Genomic DNA, 22,926 nt, shown 5'->3' with positions numbered 1-22,926 from the left:
TAACGGATATCTTTCGCTTCCCGTTAATCTCTCCATCCTATCGTAACATAGAAAAGGATGAAATAAACAGGAAAAAGCCAGGCTCACACCCGTACCTTTTCCTTACGCATTATACGTCCGCCGGTTCGTACCTTTCATTGCGATTTCTTCATTCAGGTGCCGGATCCGCTCCATAATCCTCTTCGCTTTCAGCACTTCAATGTTCTCAACGCCACCACGGTTTGTATATGTCAGATGGGTTTCCAGTTCATCAAGATCGTAGTTCGAGGTAAATACGGTAGGCAGCTTCTCCATCATTCTGTATTGAAGAAGAGCTCCCAGAATATCGTCACGTACCCAGGCACTCATCGTTTCCGCTCCGATATCATCAAGAATCAATACCGGAACACGCTTGACCGTCTCCAGTTTATCCTGATAGCTTCCGTCCGTAATTCCCTGCTTCAGTTCCCGGAAAAAATCAGGTGTGTATATAATCATGGATTCGATTTCCCGCTCTGCAAGAGCATTACTCACCGCCCCCATCAAGTAGGTTTTCCCAACACCAAAGGAACCTGTAATATAGAGGCCCTTTCCGTCTTCTCCCGGCTTTGTTTCCTGGGAAAACTGGAGGGCTTTTTTAATGGCGGTGACTCTTGACGCATTATCCTGATCGATATCCTTAAAGGTAACAGCGACAATTTCTTTAGGAATATACAGACTTTTGATAAAGGAAGCCTGACGCTTTCGCTCATCGGCTTTTTTCTTAAGAGGACACGGATGATAGGATACCTGAATATCGTCCCGGTACATTTTCAGTTCCGGCTGATAGCCCTGCATCAGATTCGGGCAGTTTTCAAGGCCCGGACACCGGTCACAGTTGGCCCATTCCTTTTTATATTGAAATAAGTCATTTAGATGTCTTTCTATCTGCGCTTCTGTCAGGCCGTTCTGTTTAGACAGAAACGCCTGAATTCTGCTATCTTCAAGAACTTCCTGCATTAATGCCTCAAGGCGTTTTTCAAAATTTCCGCCGCTCAGCTTACGAATGGATCTTCCGATTGGTTCCATCTGTATCCCTCCCTACTTTTTATTTTTCTCATATTGCTGCATCAGTCTGGCAAGCTCTTCTTTTTCCCGGTCCAGATCCTCTTCAGGTTGTTTTTGACTGGTCTTCTGCTTTCCTTCAGCCTGTTCTTTTTCCTCAGCAAGCCATTTTGGCAGCCTTTCTTTTCTTACCTGCTTAGACTGGCTTTTATTTTGACGCTTTCCGCCAAACCCTTGCTTCTCCGCTGCTTCTTTCCGGTTTTTATGCTCCTGCCTTGCAATCACCATTGCTTGTTTAACGGTCGTAATATTTTTACGGCTCCACTGGCCGGCAATTTTATCGGCAAACCCTTTTGTAAGCTTCATATCGTTCACCATCAGAATGTAGTCAATGAGAACATTTACAACGCCCGGGTGAAGATGATAGTCGAGCATAAGGTTTTCAACAATCTTCATATCTGCCGGAGGCACCTTTGCCCCTGCACTCCGGTTTTCAAGCATTTCCATTGGAGAGGTCGTTTCGTAATAACGGATCATTTTTTCTTCTTCACTCACTGGTTCCTCTGTCTGTGAAACAAGATGACCCGGCTGCTTTCGCAGTGCAAGGCTCGGTGGATCCTGGCTGTAAATCATCCGGTACCGCCGTTGAATCAGCTTCCTCAGTTCTTCCGTATCAAGCTCGTCTTCATGGATCATTGTATCCTGCACAAACTTGCTCATTTCAATAGGTTCTACTTTATATACAAAGGCCAGTTGGGACAGCGTACGTTTTACTGCAGGCTTTTCCAGCACTTTTTTATTAATGAATGGCGGGAGATCCGCAAGCATCAGACTGAAATCAAAGTCAGTCCCTTCAAACCGGTAAGCATTCCCTTTCTCTTTTTCACCGCGAAGGGTCTGATCGTTTACTTCCAGCTCCTCACTGTAGGAGATCATCTCTGACTGGTGCAGTGACTGAAATACGTGATCAAAGGAGCGGGTGACATCTTCAGTTTCCGTAATATCCTGTCTTTCAAGAGAAAAGCGGTCCCTGATCCGTCTGTATTGCTCTTTTCCAAGCCTGTTATACAAAAACACACTGAGGACATCGTCTCTGAAAAAAGCATCGGGTGTAAGGGGCTTTTTCAAATCATAGATATATACCACTTCTTCAGCGTCTTTTTTCCGGTAGGTTGACATAAGCCCCATGGCTTCGAGCTTTTTCCGCTCGTTAAACAATTCGTTCAGAGGCTGTCCTGTAAGGACCATCAACGTCTGGTGCTGTTTTTCCTCTCCAGCCGAATGCTCCGCTTCTGTCCAGAGCGTCAGATAAAGGCTGTAGGCAAGAGCGCCGATCAGGGGCTGATAAAGCAGCGTCAGGGCATCCCGGTCTGTATCATGAAGTTTGTCTTTCATTTGTACACGGTAACGATCGATGGGTAAAAGTTCTTTCCAGTGCATGACCCGTATTCCCCTTATTTCCAAAGTATCTTTCCCTATTGTACCAAAGTCCTTCTCTTTGCTCTATCGAATGGAGTCAGGGAATTGTAACCTTCTCCAAAACGAAAAAAAGAGCTTCTTTCCCGCCGGACGGAAGCCCTTTTCCTGATTATGAATCTTTATTATCTGCTCTCTTTAACAACTCTTTCAGTTCATCAACAAATACATTGATATCCTTAAACTGACGGTAAACTGAAGCAAACCTAACATAGGCTACATCATCAATGGCAGCCAGGCGCTCCATAACCTGTTCACCGATATCATGACTGTCGATCTCAGAAATGCCATGGTTTCTAAGCTCACGCTCAACTTCGTCTACGACATTCTCCAGCTTTTCAAGGGGTACAGGGCGCTTTTCACATGCCCGGATCAACCCTCTTAAGATTTTTTCTCTTGAGAATTCTTCCCTGTTACCATCTTTTTTCACAACAATAAGCGGCGTTTTTTCCACCCTTTCAAATGTCGTGTAGCGGTAACTGCAGGATTCACATTCCCGGCGCCTCCGAATGGAGCGGCCTTCATCACTCGGGCGGGAATCCAACACACGTGTTCCGTTATTCTGACAGCTTGGACATCTCATATTATCTTCTCCATTCCTGTCGCCCGGTTAAAACCCTTGCGTTAAATTGTCACCTAAACCTGCACCGACAAATGTCAGGCGGCCGTTTAAACTTTTATACAATTCGTAGATCAGTTTTCTGCTGTAGCCGAAATCCACCGGCAGTACTGTTTCAGTCGTTACAGAAAAATCGACAGCCGTCCGGTATGGCCTTACCATAATAACGGTTGCCACAAGGAAGATTTTCTTCCCTGAATCGGCCCTTACAATAATTTCTCCCCGTTCTTCAGACACGGACTGGACTTTTAGCCCCTGGCGCTGGTTAATCATTGCCTGAACTTCTTTCATTACTTTATCCTTCGAGGATTTGTAATAATGCGTCTGCAGCTTTTCATCCGGGTGCTTTTCCCGTGTTTCCGTATGTGTGCTTATGTATTTTTGAATTGTATCTCTAAATCCCATTATTCATCCCACCTTAGCACTTTAAGAATAGCAGGAAATAACAGCATGTTCAATATTTCCGGAAAATTGATGCGATTTCTGTCGGTAATTTTGGTCTTTATCCAATTGTGGTTTGTCATGAAATGAAAGGGCTTGCTTATAAATAAAGAAAGCGAGGTGTAGATATGGATTTTCTTCAGTTTATCGTAGATGAAGCACTGATCCTGATTCCGGTTTTGATGATTATTGGAAAGATCATTAAACAAACGCCCCGGGTTCCGGACTGGCTCATCCCCTACCTGCTGCTTGGTCTGGGAATTGTATTTACAACTTATCTCATAGGCTTCTCCATGCAAGCTGTAATACAGGGAGTGCTTGTTACCGGTGCAGCTGTTTTCGGTCATCAGCTTATTAAACAGATAAGAAGGGCAGGCGGGAGAAAGGAACAATGAAAGTAAAAAAGAGAGCGGTCCATCAGTCTGATGAGTCGCCCTCTTTATTTAACGCCGTTTTATGAATAGATTGTTGCTATTTTCACTTCTTTAGTCCAGAAAAATAAGATGAAGAGAAAAAATGTCCTGGCTGTTGAAAAAATGTTCTTCTTAGTGATATAGACTGTTGATCCCGCTTGCATATCCTTCGCTTTCCACGGTGGTGCCTCCTCGAGCTAAGCGAAGCATTGAAAAAGTCCATTTTCTTTTAAATAGGCTCAGAAAAGTTAGGTGTTGATCTACGCTCATTGCACTTTCCGCGGGCGGTTCGGGAGCCTCCCAGCATGCTGCTTTTCCCTCTGCCGGCTAAGCTCTGAAGCTTTATGCGTCGAAGCAACTCGAATCTTATTCATAGAGCAGTGCTTGTGCTTGACCAGGTCTTCCCGGAACTCGCTTTTCCACAGAAGTGTCGCTCATTCGCTGCAATCAACACTTTTTTATAACGCCCACGACCTTTAGCACTTCAAAAAATCAAAACCAATTCAGGTTACATTCAGAGCCCTAAGGTTGTGACATTATTATCAGATTTTGACTTTTTCAGTGGCCTCCTATGCTTTGCGGGGTCTTGCCTGGCCCCTACTACACTACTGCAGGAGTCTTCGGACATTCCGGCTGCATTCCTATTTCATCGCTGCAAAAGTGTTTGTGAAAACAACTATCCTCTTTTATAGAAGCGAGAAACACAAGCTTAGGTATATAGGTTTCTCGACAATTTGAACAGGTTAAGAAAAACTGTCTTACGATAAAAGACCCCCATCCCCCATGACGTACGAAATAGGCATGCGGTCTTTTTCGGTAAGGTTTCTTTATCCTCTGGTTCTCAACGCCTTTTTTTGCGGAGTTGAACAGAATACGTGAGACTCCTGCGGAAGTGCGAGAGAGACCCCGCAAGGGCAAATCCCTGAGGAGGCTCGGTGCGAATCCGCGGAAAGGGAGCGTATTCCGTTCAACCAAGCCACCCTTTTCATCGTTTCAAGATTTCAAGGTTAAATAAAAAATACTTCCGAAGCCGTCCGGCCAAGGAAGTATTCTATATTAGTTAGTCGTTGCAGATAAGGCTCTTTCCGTGCGTGGTTCGCCGACTTTAATCGGTCCCATGCCCCGGGGAACTTCTACTGCCTCTGTTAGTTTAGCATCCAGGTGTTCCGCAATGTAATTTGAAGCAACATTCGGGTCAATTCTGTCTCCACACGTATATACGTCAATACTTGCGTATCCGTGCTCCGGGAAACTGTGAATGGTAAGGTGTGATTCACTGATAATGACAACTCCGCTTACACCGTGTGGCGCAAACTTGTGAAAAGCCACTTCCCGTACTTCTGCCCCTGCTTCAAGTGCTGCATTTACAAATAATTTTTCGATAAATCCCATGTCATTCAGCTTTTCGATGTTGCACTCCCAAAGTTCTGAAATGACGTGTCGTCCCATGGTTTCCATACCGAAATCCCCCTTTACTATGTTTCATGCCTTCCTTACTAAGCATGGAGGAATGGATCACTACGGGGGAAAGTTAGTCCAGAGAGGTCCTAACCCTTAAGTACCGATCATCCCTACTATTGCTTTTATTCGAAGATCACGAAAAATAGTATACTTCCTTTGCATTTTTTTTGCAATGGTTTTTTGGGTGGAAAAGAAATCAAGGAACGCCAATGGTTCTTAGGCAGTCACTTCAGATTGAGCGGTAAGAGCTTCGCCAACATGCTCGATCAGGTTAACAACGCGGCAGGAATAACCCCATTCGTTATCATACCAGGCAAGTACTTTTACCTGTCTGTCGTTTAGAACCATCGTTGACAGTCCATCGATAATTGAAGAGTTCTCGTTTCCGTTAAAATCAACACTTACAAGAGGGTCTTCAGTGTACCCGAGAATGCCGGACAGTTCATTATCAGCAGCGTTTCTCAATACATTGTTCACCTGTTCCACTGTAACATCGGTTTCAAGGTCCACCACAAGGTCAACAAGGGAAACGTTCGGGGTTGGTACACGAAGTGCCATTCCGTTCAACTTCCCTTCCAGTTCAGGAAGCACCTTTGCAATGGCTTTAGCTGCACCGGTTGTAGTCGGAATAATGGACTGTCCGCATGCACGTGCACGGCGAAGGTCCTTATGCGGGTTATCGATGTTTTTCTGGTCATTTGTATACGCGTGTACCGTTGTCATCATTCCCGACTTAATACCGAAAGCTTCATTTAACACCTTTGCTACGGGAGCCAGACAGTTCGTTGTACACGAAGCATTTGAGATAATATCATGGTGCTTCGGATCATACTTGTCTTCATTTACTCCGTATACAATTGTAATATCTTCATCTTTGCCCGGTGCTGTGATTACAACTTTTTTCGCACCTGCTTCCAGGTGGTAGGAAGCGGTTTCCTTCGTTTTGAATTTCCCTGTCGCTTCAACAACGATGTCAACGCCGAGTTCCTTCCATGGAAGTTCAAGCGGATCTCTATTATTAAGCAGTTTTACTTTGGAACCGTTTACAATTAAGTGATCATCAAAAGCTTTTACATCTCCCATAAAAGGTCCGTGGACCGTGTCATGCTTAATAAGATGAGCCAGCGTTTCTGCCGGGTAGGATGCATTAATTGCCACCACTGATAGTTTAGTATCCAGCACTGCTTTACGGAAAACCATTCTGCCGATTCGGCCAAAACCGTTGATTGCGATTGTCGTCATTTGAGAAGGCCCCTTCCATCGTATATGTGTTATACTATTCAACATTAATTTCAATTTTAGTATAACATATATTATGCAAGTAGGACGGAAATTTCGAATAAATTTTTGCGGAATGGGTGATTGTCTATTCCGAGTCAGGGTTGAAATCATGGAGCATGGGTAGTCTCTGATGGTCTGTCCTCTCCGCGCCGTCACATCGACCGGTTTCCTGATCGATTGGCCGGTTTCCTGCACAAAAAGACCGGGAAGAACCCCTCCCGGTCAATTTTATTACCCTATACCCCAGCTTTTCAGGACTCCGGTAAGTTCGTTTCTCGTTTCTTTCACAGTCCCGCTGTTATCAATCACCGCATCCACACGCGTTTTTTTCTCATCCAACGGCATCTGCGAGTTAATCCTGCTTCTGGCTTCATCCTCACTGGACGCGTCCCTCGCCATCAGCCTCTTCAGTTGTGTACCGGCATCTACGTAAACAAGCAGGGTCCGGTCAACCAGATACTCCAGTTCACTTTCAATCAGCAACGGAATGTCTAAAACCACATGGGGATGACCGGCTGAAAGGAGATCGTCACGCTGTTTTTTCATCTCACCGCGGACAGCCGGGTGAACAATGCTGTTTAGCTTCTTTCGCTTCTCTTCATCATTAAAAATAATTGACCCTAGCTTTTTCCTGTGAAGAGTGCCGTCATCATGAAGCACTCCTCTGCCAAAAGCCTGTACAATTTTTTCATATGCCTCATGCCCGGGCTCTACGACTTCCCGGGCAATGACATCGGCATCGACAACAGGGATTTCCCAGTCCCCCATCATTTGGGAGACTGTGCTTTTTCCACTGGCGATGCCGCCTGTTAGTCCGATAATCATTTGCTCCTGACACCTCACTCTATATTAGAAGGCATTGGAAAAAGTTAAAGATCGAACTTTTCAGTGCCTTCTTATAGTTTCCAGATACCAAGGACAATCAGAACAACACCTGGAATAAAAGAAAGGCTCTTCATCCATTTGGCATCAGCAAAAACATAGCCGCTCCTCATACCGAGTGTGAGGCAGAATACGCACATAAATGCTACGCTTACAGCCATCATGACTGGTGAGAAACCGATCAGCGCAGCCCCGAGGCCTGCACCAAATGCATCCAGAGAAAGAGCCAGCCCAAGGAGAAATGCTTCCCGTCCGGTAATTGTTCCCGAGTTATCCAAGTCAGCTACCATCGGCTTTCTCAGTACGGTAATGACGATACCCAGTTTCTTAATTTCAAAGTTAAAGATGTACTCCCGTTCTTCTTTTGTTTTCCGGTCCTTTTTGGCAGGGTTATAAATCTGGTAAAGGGCCCATGCACCGATCAGGATCAGGATAAAGCCTCCTATTGTCTCAGCCATCCCCGGGCTCATGACCCTTGCAATGGCTGTACCGATCGTCATTGCAAGTAAGATTGACGTTGCCGAACACAAAGCAATAAATACGAGCGACCTGGCTGGTAACTTCATTTTTCTTAATCCATATGTCAGACCAACACCAAAGCTGTCTAAGCTTACGGCAAAGGCCAGTAGCAGCAGGGAGAGTAATTCCACCATTACCATTGCAGCTCCTTCCCATAACCATCGATACGATAGTATATGGCATGAGCCCATCCAATGTACGAAGGAATTTTACAATCAATCAGCCCTCCCCGCCTACGATGGCTGGCAGACAGGGCATGTATGAGTGCCGCGCCCTCCTACAACTGACCGTTCCACTTCTGCACCGCATTTTTTGCAGGTTTGACCGGTCTTTCCGTAGACAAATAATGATTGCTGAAACATCCCCATTTCACCTTGTCCGTTTACATAGGATTTGATGGATGATCCGCCCTGCTCCACAGCTTCTTTAAGGGTTTTGTAAATAGCTCCGTGAAGCTTTACTGCTTCTTCTTCTGTGATTGTATTTGCTTTTCGTTCAGGGTGGATACCTGCAAGAAAGAGAGCTTCGTCCACATAGATATTCCCAAGACCCGCGAGCACTGTCTGGTCCAGAAGCGCCGATTTAATAAACCTTGTGGTGCGGAGAAGCTTTTCTCTCAAATGTACCGGTGTAAAAGCATCCGTAAACGGTTCTACTCCCAGATGTGACAGAGGCAGATTTTGAAGTTCTTCTCCTCTCTCGAACAGATGCATCGTTCCGAACTTCCGAACGTCACGATATCTGAGTTCTTCCCCGTCCTTAAACCTGAACCGCACATGGGTGTGCTTATCCACTTCCTCATCAGTTTGGAAAAGTCCGTAGCGTCCTTCCATTCTGAGGTGGGATACGAGTGTCCATGTATCGAGGTGAAAAAGAAGGAATTTTCCCCGTCGTCCGATGCTTTGGAACGTTTCCCCTTTCAACATATCAGCAAAAGCCCCCGCATCATCCGGACGTTTTACCATCCGGGGCCAGGAAACAACCACTTCTTCAATTGTCTTTCCTGTAACAAGCTGCTCAAGAGTCCGCTTGACAGTCTCTACTTCCGGTAATTCAGGCATAACCATTCATCCTTTGTTTCATATTAAATGTGCCTCAAAAAATATAAGATTTTTATTTTGCGTCGTACCATGTCTCCCCGTATGACACGTCGACCTTCAGAGGGACGTCAAGTTCAATGGCGTTTTCCATCACTTCCGGTACGAGCATTTTCATCGTTTCAATTTCATCTTCCACAACTTCAAAGATCAATTCATCGTGTACAGACAGAAGGAGGCTTGATTGGAGCTGTTTTTCTTCCATTCGTTCAGCAATATCCACCATCGCCTTTTTAATGACGTCGGCAGCACTTCCCTGGATCGGCGTATTCATAGCTGTGCGCTCAGCAAAGCTTCTCTGGTTAAAATTACGGCTCGTAATTTCAGGCAGATACCTGCGGCGGTTCAGCATCGTCGTAACATATCCTTTATCTCTTGCTTCATCAACGATGTTTTCCATATATTCTTTTACCCCCGGGAAGCTGTCAAAGTACCGGTCGATAAAGCTCTTCGCTTCCTTACGGGTGATTCCGAGACTCTGGGAAAGCCCGTAGTCACTGATACCGTAGACAATTCCGAAGTTAACCGCTTTGGCTGTCCGGCGCATGTTCCCTGTGACCTCGGCTTCTCCCACGTTAAAGACATCCATAGCTGTTTTCGTGTGGATGTCCATGTCTTCCCGGAAAGCCTTGACAAGGGTTTCATCCTGACAAATGTGGGCCAGAACACGAAGCTCAATCTGGGAATAGTCTGCTGCAAAAATAACGGCATTTTCCCGTTCCGGAACGAAGGCATGACGGATCTTCCGTCCTTCATCCAGCCGTACAGGAATGTTTTGCAGATTCGGCTCAGTCGAACTCAGACGCCCGGTCTGGGTAAGGGACTGGTTAAAGATCGTGTGAATCTTTCCTGTTTTCTTGTGAATAACTTTAAGAAGTCCTTCAATATATGTTGAGTTCAGCTTCCCAAGCTGACGGTACAAAAGGATCTTTTCCACAACCTCGTGGTGATCCTGAAGTTTTTCAAGAACATCGGCAGAAGTGGAGTAGCCCGTTTTTGTCTTTTTCACAACAGGAAGATTAAGCTTTTCAAAAAGTACTTCTCCTAATTGCTTCGGCGAATTAATATTAAACTCTGTTCCTGCAAGCTCATGAATTTCAGCTTCAATTTCAGCAAGCTTCTTTTCAAGTCCTGCACCCATGTTCTCAAGCTCTTCACGGTCGACAGAAACACCATGCTTTTCCATGCGCCCTAAAATAACACTGAGAGGCATTTCAAGGTCATAAAATAATTCTTTCTGTTCATTTGCAGTCAGCTCCTCGTCAAGCTCGTCCCGAAGCTCAAAGATCGCTTTTGCTTTTCTTCCTAAATGCTGATAGAGTGCGTCACCTTCTGCCACTTTCCGCTTCTTGCCTTTCCCATAAACCGATTCGTCATGCTGGACACGGGTACTCTTTTTACGTTCCGAAATATCCGCCAGATCGTGGGCACTTGATGAAGGATCGATGAGGTAAGAAGCAATCTGGACATCAAACTCAACTCCGTCAAGGGTGATCCCCTCCCATCCGAGAGCGACTACAGACCGCTTGGCATCATACATAAACTTCGCATGTTCTTTGTCTTTTGCCCACTCGGCAAAAACGTCACTTTGAAGGGCCACCTCTGAAGAAATGAAGTACGTTCCTGTATTATTTGCAATAGAGAACCCGACAATATCAGCCTGATGATAATTTTCATTGAGGGATTCCACTACAAGAGCAGACGGGGATACCAGCATGTCACTTGTCAGTTCCGACACTTCTGTTACAGAAAGATCCTCCATCTCTTCGCTTTCCGCTTCTCTGTCTCCATCGAATTTATCCAGGAGTGATTTAAATTCAAGCTCTTTAAATAGTGCCACAAGCTTTTCCTGATCATGCTCGCCCATTTTCGTATCCTCAAAGGACACGTCTACAGGAGCGTTGCACATAATGGTTGCCAGTTCTTTGCTCATGAGTGCCTGTTCTTTGTTGGCTTCCAGCTTCTCTTTCAATTTCTTTCCGGAAACTTCATCCAGGGATTCGTAAACGCCTTCTACTGTTTTATGGGCTTTCAGGAGTTTCAGTGCTGTTTTTTCCCCTACACCGGGAACACCTGGAATATTATCGGAGCTGTCTCCCATAAGCCCTTTCATGTCAATAATCTGAATTGGAGTAATACCGTATTTTTCATCAACGAGCTTTTCATCGTATGTATCCATATTCGTGATGCCTTTTTTCATCATCGCTACATGAATGTTGTCATCTACAAGCTGAAGGAGGTCTTTATCTCCGGTGTAGACTTTCACTTCCCAGTTTTCCTTTGAGGCCTGTTTGCTTAAAGTACCGATAATGTCATCAGCCTCATAATTTTCCACTTCGTAATGCTTGATACGGAATGCATCCAGAAGCTCTCTCATATATGGAAGCTGCTCTGAGAGTTCCGGAGGTGTTTTTTCTCGTTTGCCTTTGTATTCCTGATACGTCTCATGGCGGAATGTTGTTTTGCCCGCATCAAACGCTACAAGCATGTGAGTCGGCTTTTCTTCTTCAAGTACTTTCAGGATCATTGTTGTAAATCCATATATCGCGTTTGTGTAAATCCCTTTTTCAGTGTTCAAGAGTGGCAGGGCAAAAAACGCACGGTAAGCCACACTGTTTCCGTCTACAAGAACGAGTTTGTTCACGTTCAACACCTCAGCTTTTATTATTAGCGGCCTGTCCGCCGCTTTCATTCATGATGTATTCCTGTTTATTTTATCAAACTTAACAGAGAGAAGGAAATTCAAGCTAGGAAGTATGGATGTTGATGCTGCCTCCATGCCTTTCGCTTTCCGCGGGGGCGCCGGTGATCTCATGCTCCGCGATTCCACTGATAAAGTCCAACTTCTATAGTATAGGCATAGAAAATGAAGGCGTTGATTTACACTCATTGCGCTCCCTTTCCGCGGGCGGTTCGATCCTCAGCGCTCTGCGCTTCCGGGGTCTCCCCGGAACTCGCTTTTCCGCAAGAGTGTCGCCCATTCGCTTCAATCAACACAATTTTTTAAAAAGACAATTGCCTTTACCACATCCAAAAATCAAAAACCATTTTATGCTGCAATTAGAACCCTAAAGTGGTGACGTTCTTATCGGACCTTTACTTTTTAAGTGCCCTCTCCCCATTGCGGGTCTCACCGCGCTCCCGCTCCCGCAGGAGTTTCAGGCATTCGGGCTGCATCATTTCTTTGCGTAAACAAAAACCATTTGTAAAACTGTCGGTTCTGTGTCCACCTTCACCGACAAACGACTATTGTCACTCCCTAAAGGCTTCCTCTTCATTTACCACAACACTCCTGTGGAGCGATGAGCGTTTACATCACTAATTAGCTTCGAATTGCTTCGATGCAGAAAGTTGCGAAGTATAAGAAGTATAACTGGCAGAGAAAGAATCAGGGGTACTTCTTATTGAATGAAGGTCCTAATGCAATGAGCGCAAATTAACACCAGAGTTTAACAGAGCAAACAAAAAAAGACCGGAAGCTCAGGGGTGGGCTTCCGGCTAAACAAGGGGATGTAACATAAATGCAATCCGAGAGATTACATTCCTATGAAACAGTACATATATAATGTACCGCATCATTTTTAAGGTGAAGTATCGAAATTGTAAAGTTACTGTAAAGATTTACATGTCTTTTTTCTCTTCCACCCTTTTTTTATAAAAAGTAACTTTAAAAGTTGTTCCCTTGTTCACTTCACTTGTGACATCAAGCCTGGCTTTATGAGCTTCCGATAAGTGTTTGACAATGGCAAGACCCAGGCCTGTTCCCCCTGAGTTTCTGGAACGCGCACGGTCTACTCTGTAAAAACGTTCAAAAACCCTTGGAAGCTCTTTTTTAGTTATACCAATTCCCGTATCTTCCACTTCAAGAAGGACCGTTTCTGCCTGCTCCCGCACCCTCATGGTTACATTTCCTTCTTCCGGCGTATACGAAATCGCATTGTTCACAAGGTTTAAAATCACCTGCTTCAGACGGTGAGGGTCCCCTTCAATCTTTGGATTTCCCATAACTTTCGTTTTCAGGTCAATTTTCTTTTTATCTGCCTGTTCCTGAAGCATCATTTTCACATCTTCAATCATTTCATGGAGGTCAACTTCCTGCCAGTTTAGGAGAAAATGGCTTCCTTCAATTTTTGAGAGCTCAAGCAGATCATGTATCAGACTTTCGAGGCGGTCCGATTCTTTCGATATAATCGTCAGAAACTTTTCTCTGAGTGCAGGATCTTCCATCGCCCCGGCCAGAAGGGTCTCTGTGAACCCCTTCAGGGACGTAACCGGCGTTTTCAACTCATGGGAGACGTTTGCCACAAAGTCTTTACGTGCTTGTTCAAGCTTTTTAAGTTCTGTAATGTCATGAAACACGAGAACAATCCCCCGCAGCTTTTCATTCGACCCGATAATCGGCGCTCCATACACATCAAAATGACGCATCTCAATCCCGATCGGAAGCTCAAGGTGCCTGCGCTTTCCTTTTTCAGTAAGAAAGATCTCCTGAACGAGCCTGATGACCGTTTTATGACCGATGGCTTTGTAATAAAGCTTATGGAGCCACAAATCAGTATCTTCCTGGAACAGGTCCTTACACGAGCGGTTCACAAGGGTAATGTCACCTTTTGCGTTAATAAGAAGCAGTCCGCTCCCCATATTTTCTATAAGGGTTTCAAGGTGTTCCTGCTGCATCTGATAGGTTTTTGTAATCTGTCCGAGATTTTCAGCAAGAACGTTCAGCGACCTGTTAAGGTGACCTGTTTCATTTGCCTCTCCTTCAAATGTACGGGCTTTGAAGTTTCCCTGCGCCAGCTGCTTAGCCACACGGGTTGCTTCTTCAATCGGTGCAATCATCTGATTGGTCAGCTTGGATGTGAGGGCAAAAATAATTAAAAAGGCAATGGAAAAACTGACGAGCAGGAAGATCCAAATGCTCCGGTATACGCGGTTCATTTCTCCCAAAGTAAGACCGAGACGGAGATAACCGATGGTTTCACCATTATTTTGAAGCTCTGTGGCATAGTAAAGAAGTTCTTCCCCCAGGGTGTTACTCATTCTGATTTCACTACCCGCGCCTTCATTAACCGCTTCCTCAATTTCAGGTCTTCCGCTGTAGTCCTGGTCCTGTGAAGGGGATTCAGCAGATTCAGCAACAACCCGCTTTTCTGAATCAAGAAGAGTAATCCGAACGTCAAGTTCAGCAGCAAGAGTACGGACAAGCTCTTCAAGTTCGGCCGTATTCTCCATTCCCGTCTGCTCCACGTTATAGGCTATTACTCCCGTTTCCTTCTCGATCCGGTCGCCCATCCGTTCAAAATAAAACTCCTTAAACAGCGGGCCAAGTAAAGCACCGAGACAGGCCAGAACGATAAAAACAATGAGTGTTAAAGGAAGGATGAACCGCGCACGGTAACTATTCATTTAGAGCTGGCTCCTCCAGCTTATAGCCCAATCCCCTGATTGTTTTTATATACACAGGTTTTTTCGTATTTGGTTCAATCTTTTCACGAAGATGGCTGATGTGCACATCCACAATCCTTGTATCCCCTACAAACTCATAATTCCACACTGCGTTAAGAAGCTGGTCCCGGGTTAGGACACGTCCTTTGTGGTTAACCAGGTAGAGGAGAAGTTCGAATTCTTTGGGTGTCAGCTCCATTGGCTGATTTCTAAGAAACACTTCATAGTTGTCAGGATGGATTTCCACATCGCCGATGACTAATTTGTGCACTTCTTTTTTTGTTTCTTTTTCTGAAGCCGTTGCCTGGGTTCTTCTCAGAATCGCTCTGATTCTTGCTACGACTTCCCGGGGGCTGAAAGGCTTTGTTAAGTAGTCATCCGCCCCAAGTTCAAGACCGAGCACTTTATCAAACTCATCATCTTTTGCTGTCAGCATCAAAATCGGAGTCATCACTTTATTCTGGCGGAGCTGTTTACATACTTCCAAACCGTCCAATTCAGGAAGCATCAGGTCAAGTACAATAAGGTCAAATTTTTGATTCGCCGCTTCGTCCAAAGCTGACTTGCCGTCCATAGCCGTTGTTACGGAAAAACCAGACTGCTCCAGGTTAAACTGCAAAAGCGTAACAATTGATTCCTCATCGTCTACTACAAGGACTTTCTGAGACATGTATAATTCCTCCCGCGCCTGCTCTTGACCCCCAAAATCAATGCAGAACAAGATAATATATGTACTGTTTCATCTTTTCTTTTCGCTGTTTCCGGAGTTGCCAGAGGCTATTTTCTTTTTTGTCTATGGGCTCTGTTATCGCGTAATCGCTTTAGCACAGCCTTCTTTTTTATGAAATGGGATATTCAGTCATCCCTCTTTTCATATTACTATATTTTTATATTTTTACAAAGGCTGTGTAAACATACAGAAAACAAACACAAAGACAGCCAGTGCTGCCGGCACCTGAATATACGATTCGTCCTTCTGTGACTGAACCAAAAAAGCCGCCTCAACTGAGACGACTGCCTGATATTGATTAAAAGTTTTCAAACGTTCCGGCATCCTGGGTAACAGGCTTCCACGGATAAGGAGGGCAAACTTCCATTACCCCTTTGACGATCTCTCGTCCGTCTTCGTCTGTGCCCTGGACTTCGACCGTCACAAGATGTTTCTTTTCATCCACACTCACTACTTCGACTGACAGTGTCAGTGTCCCGTAGTGATAAAGAGGAGCGGGATACTCCAGTCTCTGGCTTAAGACCGCGCTTCCGGGACCCGGCAGGTGCATAGAGACCGTAGAGTTAATGATGCCGTTAATCATAATATGAGGAACAATCGGTTTTTGAAAAGGCGTGCGTGAAGCGTAATCGTGCTGAATATAAATCGGGTTTGCATCGTCAGAGAAACCGAGATACAACAATATATCTTTATCTTCAACTTTCTTTGAAACTTCGACTTTCTCCCCAACCTGAAGATTGGAAATGACCGTGCCGAGTTTCCGTTTTTTCGTAAACATCAGACATCCCCTCCTGCTTGTCATTCATTCGAATCTAGTATGCCCGGATCGTAAGCGCTTACAATTGGATGTAAGAATAAATCCGGTTTTAGCAACCGGATTTATTCGTTGAGTACTTATTTTACCAGAGATAGGACGTTACTTACTGAGTCTGCAGATTTTTTAAGCTCTGCTTTCTCTTCATCAGTGAGTTCAAGTTCAAGAATTTTTTCGATTCCGCCTCCGCCGATTACGGTTGGTACACCGAGGTACATGTCATTGTATCCGTACTCACCTTCAAGGTAAGCAATTGTTGGAAGAATTCGCTTCTTATCTTTAAGAATCGCTTCCACCATCTGGACAATGGATGCAGCCGGTGCGTAATAAGCACTTCCGTTACCGAGAAGGTTTACGATTTCTCCGCCGCCTTTACGAGTACGCTCTACAATAGCATCCAGACGGTCCTTGGAGATAAGCTTCTCCAGAGGAATACCTCCTGCGTAGGAGTATCGGAGCATTGGCACCATGTCGTCTCCGTGTCCCCCAAGAACGAACCCGGAAACGTCTTCCACACTTACGTTAAGCTCCTGAGCAACGAACGTACGGAAACGGGCAGTATCAAGCACACCTGATTGACCGAACACACGGTTTTTAGGGAATCCGGACTCTTTGTAAACTGTGTACGTCATTGTATCAACCGGGTTGGTAAGAACAATGATGTAGCAGTCTGGAGAGTGTTTTACAATTTCACGCGTTACTTTTTTCATGATGTCTGCGTTTGTATTTACAAGATCATCACGGCTCATTCCGGGCTTTCTCGGAAGACCGGCAGTGATAACTACGATATCGGAACCGGCAGTGTCTTCATAGTTGGATGTACCGATGATGTTGGAATCAAATCCCTGAACAGGAGACGCTTCCAGCATATCAAGGGCCTTCCCTTTAACAGGGTCCTCGTTATTCGGGATATCAACAAGTACAACATCACCAAGTTCTTTTTGTGCAGCCATCAGAGCTGTTGTCGTTCCTGTAAATCCGCCGCCAACGACAGTAATTTTTCTGCGTTTAATTGTCATTTTCCTTTCCCCTCTCACTTTTGTGATTATGTTAAAGAAAGACGGCGTTCCGCCTTAATAAGACGGACGCCTCATGATCTCAATTAAAGGTTTTTGATAAGTTCTTTACCAAACTCGGAACATTTTACTTCTGTTGCTCCATCCATCAGACGGGCGAAGTCATACGTAACAACCTTGCTTGCGATTGTTTTATCCATTGAAGCTTCGATCATATCTGCAGCTTCGTTCCAGTTCAGGTGGCGAAGCATAAGAACGCCGGATAGAAGAACAGAAGATGGGTTTACTTTATCCAGGCCGGCATACTTAGGTGCTGTACCGTGAGTTGCTTCAAAGATAGCATGTCCGCTGTCGTAGTTGATGTTGGCACCAGGAGCGATTCCAATTCCACCAACCTGTGCAGCAAGTGCGTCAGATACATAGTCACCGTTAAGGTTCATTGTAGCTACTACATCAAACTCTTTCGGACGAGTAAGGATCTGCTGTAAGAAGATATCGGCAATAGAATCTTTAACGATAATTTTGCCGGCAGCTTCTGCTTCAGACTGAGCTTTGTCTGCAGCTTCACGGCCGCTCTCTTCTGTAATTTTGTCATATTCAGCCCATGTGAATACTTTATCGCCGAATTCTTTCTCAGCAAGCTCGTAGCCCCACTTTTTGAATCCGCCTTCTGTAAACTTCATGATGTTTCCTTTGTGAACAAGCGTTACACTCTTACGTCCTTCGTCCAGTGCGTACTGAATAGCAGAGCGGACAAGACGGTGTGTTCCTTCTTCGGACACAGGCTTGATTCCGATTCCGGAAGTTTCAGGGAAACGGATTTTCGTTGCCCCAAGCTCGTCGCGCAGGAAGCTGATCAGCTTTTTCGCATCCTCTGAGCCTTTTTCATATTCAATACCAGCATAGATATCCTCAGAGTTTTCACGAAAGATAACCATATCTGTATCTTCAGGACGCTTTACAGGAGATGGTACTCCTTCGAACCAGCGAACCGGACGTACACATGCAAAAAGATCAAGCTCCTGACGAAGGGCTACGTTTAATGAACGGAAACCGCCGCCGATTGGAGTTGTTAAAGGACCTTTGATTGCGATGAAGTATTCACGGATTGAGTCAAGTGTTTCATCCGGAAGCCACTCACCTGTCTGATCGAATGCTTTCTGACCTGCAAGTACTTCTTTCCACTCAATTTTCTTTTCGCCATTGTATGCTTTATCTACAGCTGCCTCAATAACGCTTGAAGCCGCTGCCCAAATATCAGGACCAATTCCGTCTCCTTCGATGTAAGGAATGATTGGATTGTTCGGTACGTTTAGTACCCCGTTGTTTACTGAAATACGTTCTGCCATTTGTAAAGACCTCCTAATGTCATTCAGTATGTATGAAAGAAAAATGCACACCTCTACCTCTTTCGTCACTGAGGCGGCTTTTTCCTTCATTTCTTATGATTAATGTTTCTTTATCGTTTGTCAACCGGTACCCATGCTTGTTTGTCAGGACCTACATATTCTGCACGAGGACGGATCAGACGGTTGTTGTCGTACTGCTCAAGGATGTGTGCAAGCCATCCGGATACACGGCTTACTGCAAAGATAGGCGTGAACAAGTCATGTTCAATCCCCAGGCTGTGATAAACGGAAGCGGAATAGAAGTCTACGTTTGGAAGCAGACCTTTTTCACTTGTAACGATCTCGTCAATCTTCACGCTCATCTCATACCACTTGGATTCACCTGTAATCTTCGTAAGCTGACGGCTCATTTCTTTCAGGTGTTTCGCGCGAGGGTCACCGTCTTTGTAAACGCGGTGGCCGAAGCCCATGATCTTTTCTTTGTTCTCAAGTGCTTTATGAATGTATTCTTCTACTTTATCTTCGTCACCAATTTCTGAGAGCATCGCCATTACGCGCTCGTTGGCACCACCGTGAAGCGGTCCTTTCAGTGCTCCGATTGCTGCTGTAACACCGGAGTATACATCAGAAAGTGTGGCTACACATACACGTGCAGTGAATGTGGATGCATTCAGTTCATGATCGGCATGAAGAACGAGAGCTTTGTTGAATGCTTCAATTGACGTTTCATCCGGCTCCTCACCGTCCAGCATGTAAAGAAAGTTTGCTGCATAGCTCAGTTCCGGTTTAGGTGCAATTGGTTCTTTTCCTTCGCGGATACGGGCAAATGCAGTCACAATCGTAGGCATTTGCGCCTGAAGCTTCATGGCTTTTTTACGATTTGCCTCTTCAGACATCTCGTCCGCATCTTCATCAAACAAAGCCAGATTCGAAACCGCAGTACGTAAAGCTGCCATTGGATGTACTTTATCAATTGGATACGTTTTCAATTGCTCCAGTACTTCAGAAGGAACTGCGGAATATCCATTCAGTTCTTTTGTAAAAGACTCAAGCTCCTCTTTTGTAGGCAGCTTGTGATTCCAAAGCAGATAAACAACTTCTTCAAACGTTGCATAATCAGCCAGATCATCAATGTTATATCCGTTATACGTTAAAACTCCGTCAATAATGGAACTTACGCTGGATGTTGTTGCTACAATACCTTCCAAACCTTTTGTCGTACTCATACCAACCTCTCCTTTAGTTCATTATTTTTTATGGGAACTAAATACTTTATTCCCTTAACGATTCTTCAAAAACCTTCATCTGTTGTGGATCATAAAAGCTTTAAATAAAAGCCCCAGCGGATCAGAGCGTGGAGGGAGATATCACAATATCTTATTTGTAATGTTTTTTTAAAATAACATTACTGCGTGCTTCCCTTTAGCATTCACCTATGTAGGAAATATCCTCCCAAAAATAGAAAGCGTTTTCGAGAATGTTTTTGAAGACCGTAACTACTGTTATTTATTTATTGTTTTTCAACAGTCAACTAACATTATAACGATTTTCAACAACTTTGTGAACTTTAAATTATCAAATCAAGGCAAGATTCTAACTTATACTATTATTTTAATTTGTTTGACACTTCACGTACAGTAACGATATTACCCACCCATCGACGTAAAAAATGACACGATCCTCATCGCCATATAGGCAATTCCGGCACCAATGAGAGGTCCTACTGCGACGCCGTTAAAAAGGGCTACGGCAAGGATGGTGCCAAAAACAAGGGCTGCAGTAATATGGGGATCGTTCTGAAGAAGTTCAACACCGTTGGCTGCAATAACAGCAACAAATATCCCTGCTCCCAGAGCAACCCAGGCATAGGAGGATTTCATCGCTCCTGTAAGCTCTTTAAAACCAATCTCCCCTGTTACAATCGGTACGAGGACGGCGATCGTAATAATGGTCACGCCAATATGAATTCCCTTTTGCTGCAATAGCGGAAAGGCCTTATCTCCCAACCCGACCCATTTAAGAACAAGCAGTACTGCAACTGCAATAATTAAAGACTGGTTTTTCGCAATTAACCCTATACCTAATAAAATTATCATAAAAATAGTTGCTGGTGTTAACATATCGATTCTCTCCTCGCAGTACAAGCCGGCATGTCTTCCCATTTCTTCTCATAGATTAATGAAGAGAGGAGGACGGGACTATGATTAAATCAGGCGCCCCTTTAATTCGATCCGGACTTATTATTCTTTATTCATTCATGTTCCTTGTGGCAGGCTATATTATCATCCGTTTTCTCTACCCTTTTGTAATCGGGTTTATCCTGGCTCTTCTTCTTTTGCCGTTCGTGAACAAAGTGGAAAGAGGCTTTGGATGGTCACGTTCTCTTTCAGTTATTCTTGCTATGGCCGGCCTTATGCTCATTTTGATTACTTTTACTACAGTGGCAGCAGTCGAAATCGCAAATGGACTTATTTACCTTTCCGGGGTGCTCCCTGACTATATTAAAAATACCGCATCTACCGTTGAACAGTGGATCACAACGTCACTGCTTCCGGTGTATGACCGAATCAATCATCTTGTCCTGTCTCTTGATACAAGCCAGCAGGAGACCGTTTTGAGCTCCATACAGTCAATTACAGCTGACGTAACACAAAGAGCCAGTGAGTTCATCCAGCTCGTCTTTAACGGTCTGGCTGATCTTCTCCTGAGTCTGCCCAACACGATTACCATTCTCTTATTTTCCCTGTTATCTGCTTTTTTTATCGCAAAAGACTGGCCTCTTATTCTCAGCTGGTATGAAAGGCTTGTTCCTTTGCATGGAGTAACGTATGTAAAAAAAATAACGGACGAATGGAGAAAAGCCATATCCGGCTATGTTCTCGCCCAGGTTATTCTAGTGGGTATGACCGGAGTGATCGTTCTCATCGCCCTTCTCATCCTTGGTGTCAAGCATGCCATCACCACAGCTGTTCTCATTGCCCTTGTAGATGTACTTCCTTATTTAGGAACAGGGATCGTTTTTATCCCTTGGATACTGTACAGTTTTTTCTCCGGCGACTGGTTCATGTCCATTGGTTTAAGTGTCATATACGGTATCGTAGTCATTCAAAGGCAAATTGCAGAGCCTAAAGTTCTCTCGCGGCACATCGGCGTTCATCCACTGCCTCTTTTGATTACATTGTTCCTGAGTTATCAGCTGCTCGGGTTTGCCGGACTCCTTCTCGGACCGATGATTCTGATCGTTTTGCAGTCCCTCGTTAAAGCAGGCGTGGTGCAAGGGGTTGTGTCGTATATCATGAACGGAAAGTGAAGACGCCCTTGAAGCAGGTAATCAATAAAGATAAAGAAAACCGGCTGAAAATACAGCCGGTTTCTTTATGCAGCTAAAACTTGCGTCCTCTGTAGAAGACAACATTCCCCGATCGGATTGAACGCTCAAACATACGTTGCAGAAAGCCTTTGAAGATCGCTCTCGTCTGAGGGAACAAAAGGAAGAACCCTAATGCATCGGTAATAAAACCCGGTGTGAGAAGAACGACTCCTCCTACCAGAATACAAATGCCGTCCAGGAGGACCCCGCTCGGCATCTGCCCCTGGGCGCTTTGCATCTGAGCTGTACGGATGGCATTTAAGCCTTCTTTTTTAGCAAGAGCTGCTCCAAGTATTCCTGTTGCAATTATGAGTAAAATAGTGGGAATGATCCCGATTGTATTTCCTGACAGGACCAGCACACCAATTTCTAAAGCGGGTACAACAATGAGTAAAAGCAGAAAAATCTTTCCCATAACGACCGTCTCCTTTGGTTGTGTATCATAAGCACGTTTTACGTGAGACGTACATAGTTGAGTACCCTTCTATTTTATCGATTTTCAAAGCGGTTGTCGAGGATCGATCCTCCCTGATAAAAGCGGGTCTGCACACGGACAAACAACTTTCTCTTTTTTTTGTGAAAAGGGATTGAAATAAGCTAAGGACCGTACTTTTTTTGTTCCTTCCTGTTCCAACAGCCGGTACCGTACAAGTGATATTGCGGTGTGTTTGCTGCATTCATTGCCTGATGAGCAGCGTGGATGGCCTGTTGGACCACTGAAAATAGCGGTTTTCCCTCTCTTATCCTTTATATGGCGAGCTTTGGACATCAGGCTGTAGTGGGGACGAATTTACGAGACTCCGGGGTTGATTTCGGAGACCCGGGAATTCTTATGCAGAACTTTCGCAGTTTTATGCAGAACTTCAAACGTTTTAAAGAGAATTCGTCATTTTTCGACAAACACACACACCGCCACCTTCAGCAGCCCCAGATTATTAATAGAACCAATAAGAAAAAGAACCGGCTTTAAAAACCGGCTCTTCTCCAATC

The 22,926-nt window shown here is 44.7% G+C and carries 22 protein-coding genes; 3 read left to right on the top strand and 19 right to left on the bottom strand.

Features of this window, described 5'->3' with window-relative positions:
* Window positions 1-102: 102 nt before the first annotated feature.
* From dnaI to JSY36_RS12065, 4 genes are all read right to left on the bottom strand, one after another.
* Window positions 103-1,047: a primosomal protein DnaI gene (gene dnaI / locus JSY36_RS12080; protein WP_205166595.1), complete on the bottom strand. Its 945-nt coding sequence runs from the start codon at window positions 1,045-1,047 to the stop codon at window positions 103-105.
* A gap of 12 nt (window positions 1,048-1,059) precedes the next feature.
* A complete protein-coding gene (locus JSY36_RS12075) occupies window positions 1,060-2,463 on the bottom strand; it encodes a replication initiation and membrane attachment family protein (RefSeq protein WP_205166594.1) in 1,404 nt (467 codons plus the stop codon).
* A 148-nt stretch (window positions 2,464-2,611) separates the two neighbouring features.
* Window positions 2,612-3,082 (bottom strand): transcriptional regulator NrdR, encoded by a 471-nt coding sequence (gene nrdR / locus JSY36_RS12070; RefSeq protein ID WP_122897962.1) that lies wholly within the window; start codon window positions 3,080-3,082, stop codon window positions 2,612-2,614.
* Between the two features lie 27 nt (window positions 3,083-3,109).
* A complete protein-coding gene (locus tag JSY36_RS12065) occupies window positions 3,110-3,523 on the bottom strand; it encodes a DUF1499 domain-containing protein (RefSeq protein ID WP_122897964.1) in 414 nt (137 codons plus the stop codon).
* Between the two features lie 164 nt (window positions 3,524-3,687).
* On the opposite strand from JSY36_RS12065, the gene JSY36_RS12060 reads away from it, so the two are divergent.
* Window positions 3,688-3,954 carry a phage holin family protein gene (locus JSY36_RS12060; RefSeq protein WP_205166593.1) on the top strand — a complete coding sequence of 89 codons (267 nt, stop codon included), beginning with the start codon at window positions 3,688-3,690 and terminating at the stop codon, window positions 3,952-3,954.
* A gap of 1,074 nt (window positions 3,955-5,028) precedes the next feature.
* Here the strand turns inward: JSY36_RS12060 and speD are convergent.
* The 14 genes from speD to JSY36_RS11990 all read right to left on the bottom strand — a co-directional run bounded on the left by speD (window position 5,029) and on the right by JSY36_RS11990 (window position 20,686).
* The gene (gene speD / locus JSY36_RS12055; RefSeq protein WP_205166592.1) at window positions 5,029-5,430 is read right to left on the bottom strand and encodes an adenosylmethionine decarboxylase; all 402 of its coding nucleotides are present in this window, start codon (window positions 5,428-5,430) and stop codon (window positions 5,029-5,031) included.
* Window positions 5,431-5,649: 219 nt separating this feature from the next.
* A complete protein-coding gene (locus JSY36_RS12050) occupies window positions 5,650-6,675 on the bottom strand; it encodes a glyceraldehyde-3-phosphate dehydrogenase (RefSeq protein WP_122897970.1) in 1,026 nt (341 codons plus the stop codon).
* A 270-nt stretch (window positions 6,676-6,945) separates the two neighbouring features.
* The gene (coaE, locus tag JSY36_RS12045) at window positions 6,946-7,539 is read right to left on the bottom strand and encodes a dephospho-CoA kinase (protein ID WP_205166591.1); all 594 of its coding nucleotides are present in this window, start codon (window positions 7,537-7,539) and stop codon (window positions 6,946-6,948) included.
* 71 nt (window positions 7,540-7,610) lie between these two features.
* Window positions 7,611-8,249, bottom strand: a complete 639-nt coding sequence (ytaF, locus tag JSY36_RS12040; protein ID WP_205166590.1) for a sporulation membrane protein YtaF — start codon at window positions 8,247-8,249, stop codon at window positions 7,611-7,613.
* A 99-nt stretch (window positions 8,250-8,348) separates the two neighbouring features.
* Window positions 8,349-9,176: a DNA-formamidopyrimidine glycosylase gene (mutM, locus tag JSY36_RS12035; RefSeq protein WP_205166589.1), complete on the bottom strand. Its 828-nt coding sequence runs from the start codon at window positions 9,174-9,176 to the stop codon at window positions 8,349-8,351.
* A 52-nt stretch (window positions 9,177-9,228) separates the two neighbouring features.
* Complete coding sequence (gene polA, locus JSY36_RS12030; protein ID WP_419466043.1) at window positions 9,229-11,865, bottom strand: DNA polymerase I; 2,637 nt, start codon at window positions 11,863-11,865, stop codon at window positions 9,229-9,231.
* A 968-nt stretch (window positions 11,866-12,833) separates the two neighbouring features.
* Complete coding sequence (gene pnpS, locus JSY36_RS12025) at window positions 12,834-14,618, bottom strand: two-component system histidine kinase PnpS (protein ID WP_205166587.1); 1,785 nt, start codon at window positions 14,616-14,618, stop codon at window positions 12,834-12,836.
* Complete coding sequence (locus tag JSY36_RS12020; protein WP_205166586.1) at window positions 14,611-15,327, bottom strand: response regulator transcription factor; 717 nt, start codon at window positions 15,325-15,327, stop codon at window positions 14,611-14,613. Before JSY36_RS12020 ends, pnpS begins: the two co-directional genes overlap by 8 nt.
* A gap of 225 nt (window positions 15,328-15,552) precedes the next feature.
* Window positions 15,553-15,699 carry a hypothetical protein gene (locus JSY36_RS12015; RefSeq protein ID WP_205166585.1) on the bottom strand — a complete coding sequence of 49 codons (147 nt, stop codon included), beginning with the start codon at window positions 15,697-15,699 and terminating at the stop codon, window positions 15,553-15,555.
* Entirely contained in the window at window positions 15,686-16,165 is a 480-nt protein-coding gene (locus tag JSY36_RS12010) for a MaoC/PaaZ C-terminal domain-containing protein (RefSeq protein ID WP_205166584.1), read from the bottom strand. Before JSY36_RS12010 ends, JSY36_RS12015 begins: the two co-directional genes overlap by 14 nt.
* A 116-nt stretch (window positions 16,166-16,281) precedes the next feature.
* On the bottom strand, window positions 16,282-17,220 hold the full coding sequence (gene mdh, locus JSY36_RS12005) for a malate dehydrogenase (protein WP_122897985.1): 939 nt from the start codon (window positions 17,218-17,220) through the stop codon (window positions 16,282-16,284).
* A gap of 83 nt (window positions 17,221-17,303) precedes the next feature.
* Complete coding sequence (gene icd, locus JSY36_RS12000; protein ID WP_122897987.1) at window positions 17,304-18,566, bottom strand: NADP-dependent isocitrate dehydrogenase; 1,263 nt, start codon at window positions 18,564-18,566, stop codon at window positions 17,304-17,306.
* A gap of 110 nt (window positions 18,567-18,676) precedes the next feature.
* A complete protein-coding gene (gene citZ / locus JSY36_RS11995) occupies window positions 18,677-19,792 on the bottom strand; it encodes a citrate synthase (protein ID WP_205166583.1) in 1,116 nt (371 codons plus the stop codon).
* 420 nt (window positions 19,793-20,212) lie between these two features.
* Complete coding sequence (locus JSY36_RS11990) at window positions 20,213-20,686, bottom strand: DUF441 domain-containing protein (protein WP_205166582.1); 474 nt, start codon at window positions 20,684-20,686, stop codon at window positions 20,213-20,215.
* A gap of 80 nt (window positions 20,687-20,766) precedes the next feature.
* Between JSY36_RS11990 and ytvI the strand changes: the two genes are divergently transcribed.
* Entirely contained in the window at window positions 20,767-21,876 is a 1,110-nt protein-coding gene (gene ytvI, locus JSY36_RS11985) for a sporulation integral membrane protein YtvI (RefSeq protein ID WP_205166581.1), read from the top strand.
* Window positions 21,877-21,949: 73 nt separating this feature from the next.
* Here the strand turns inward: ytvI and JSY36_RS11980 are convergent, their stop codons facing one another.
* Window positions 21,950-22,351, bottom strand: a complete 402-nt coding sequence (locus JSY36_RS11980) for an FxsA family protein (protein WP_122897996.1) — start codon at window positions 22,349-22,351, stop codon at window positions 21,950-21,952.
* A gap of 285 nt (window positions 22,352-22,636) precedes the next feature.
* Here JSY36_RS11980 and JSY36_RS11975 point away from each other — a divergent pair, with 285 nt between their 5' ends.
* Window positions 22,637-22,906: a hypothetical protein gene (locus JSY36_RS11975; RefSeq protein WP_205166580.1), complete on the top strand. Its 270-nt coding sequence runs from the start codon at window positions 22,637-22,639 to the stop codon at window positions 22,904-22,906.
* Window positions 22,907-22,926 lie beyond the last annotated feature (20 nt).

This window comes from Alteribacter salitolerans (assembly GCF_016901055.1).
Taxonomy (GTDB): domain Bacteria; phylum Bacillota; class Bacilli; order Bacillales; family Salisediminibacteriaceae; genus Alteribacter; species Alteribacter keqinensis.
Note: the sequence above shows the minus strand (reverse complement) of the source record. Positions and strands in the feature narration are given on the sequence as shown.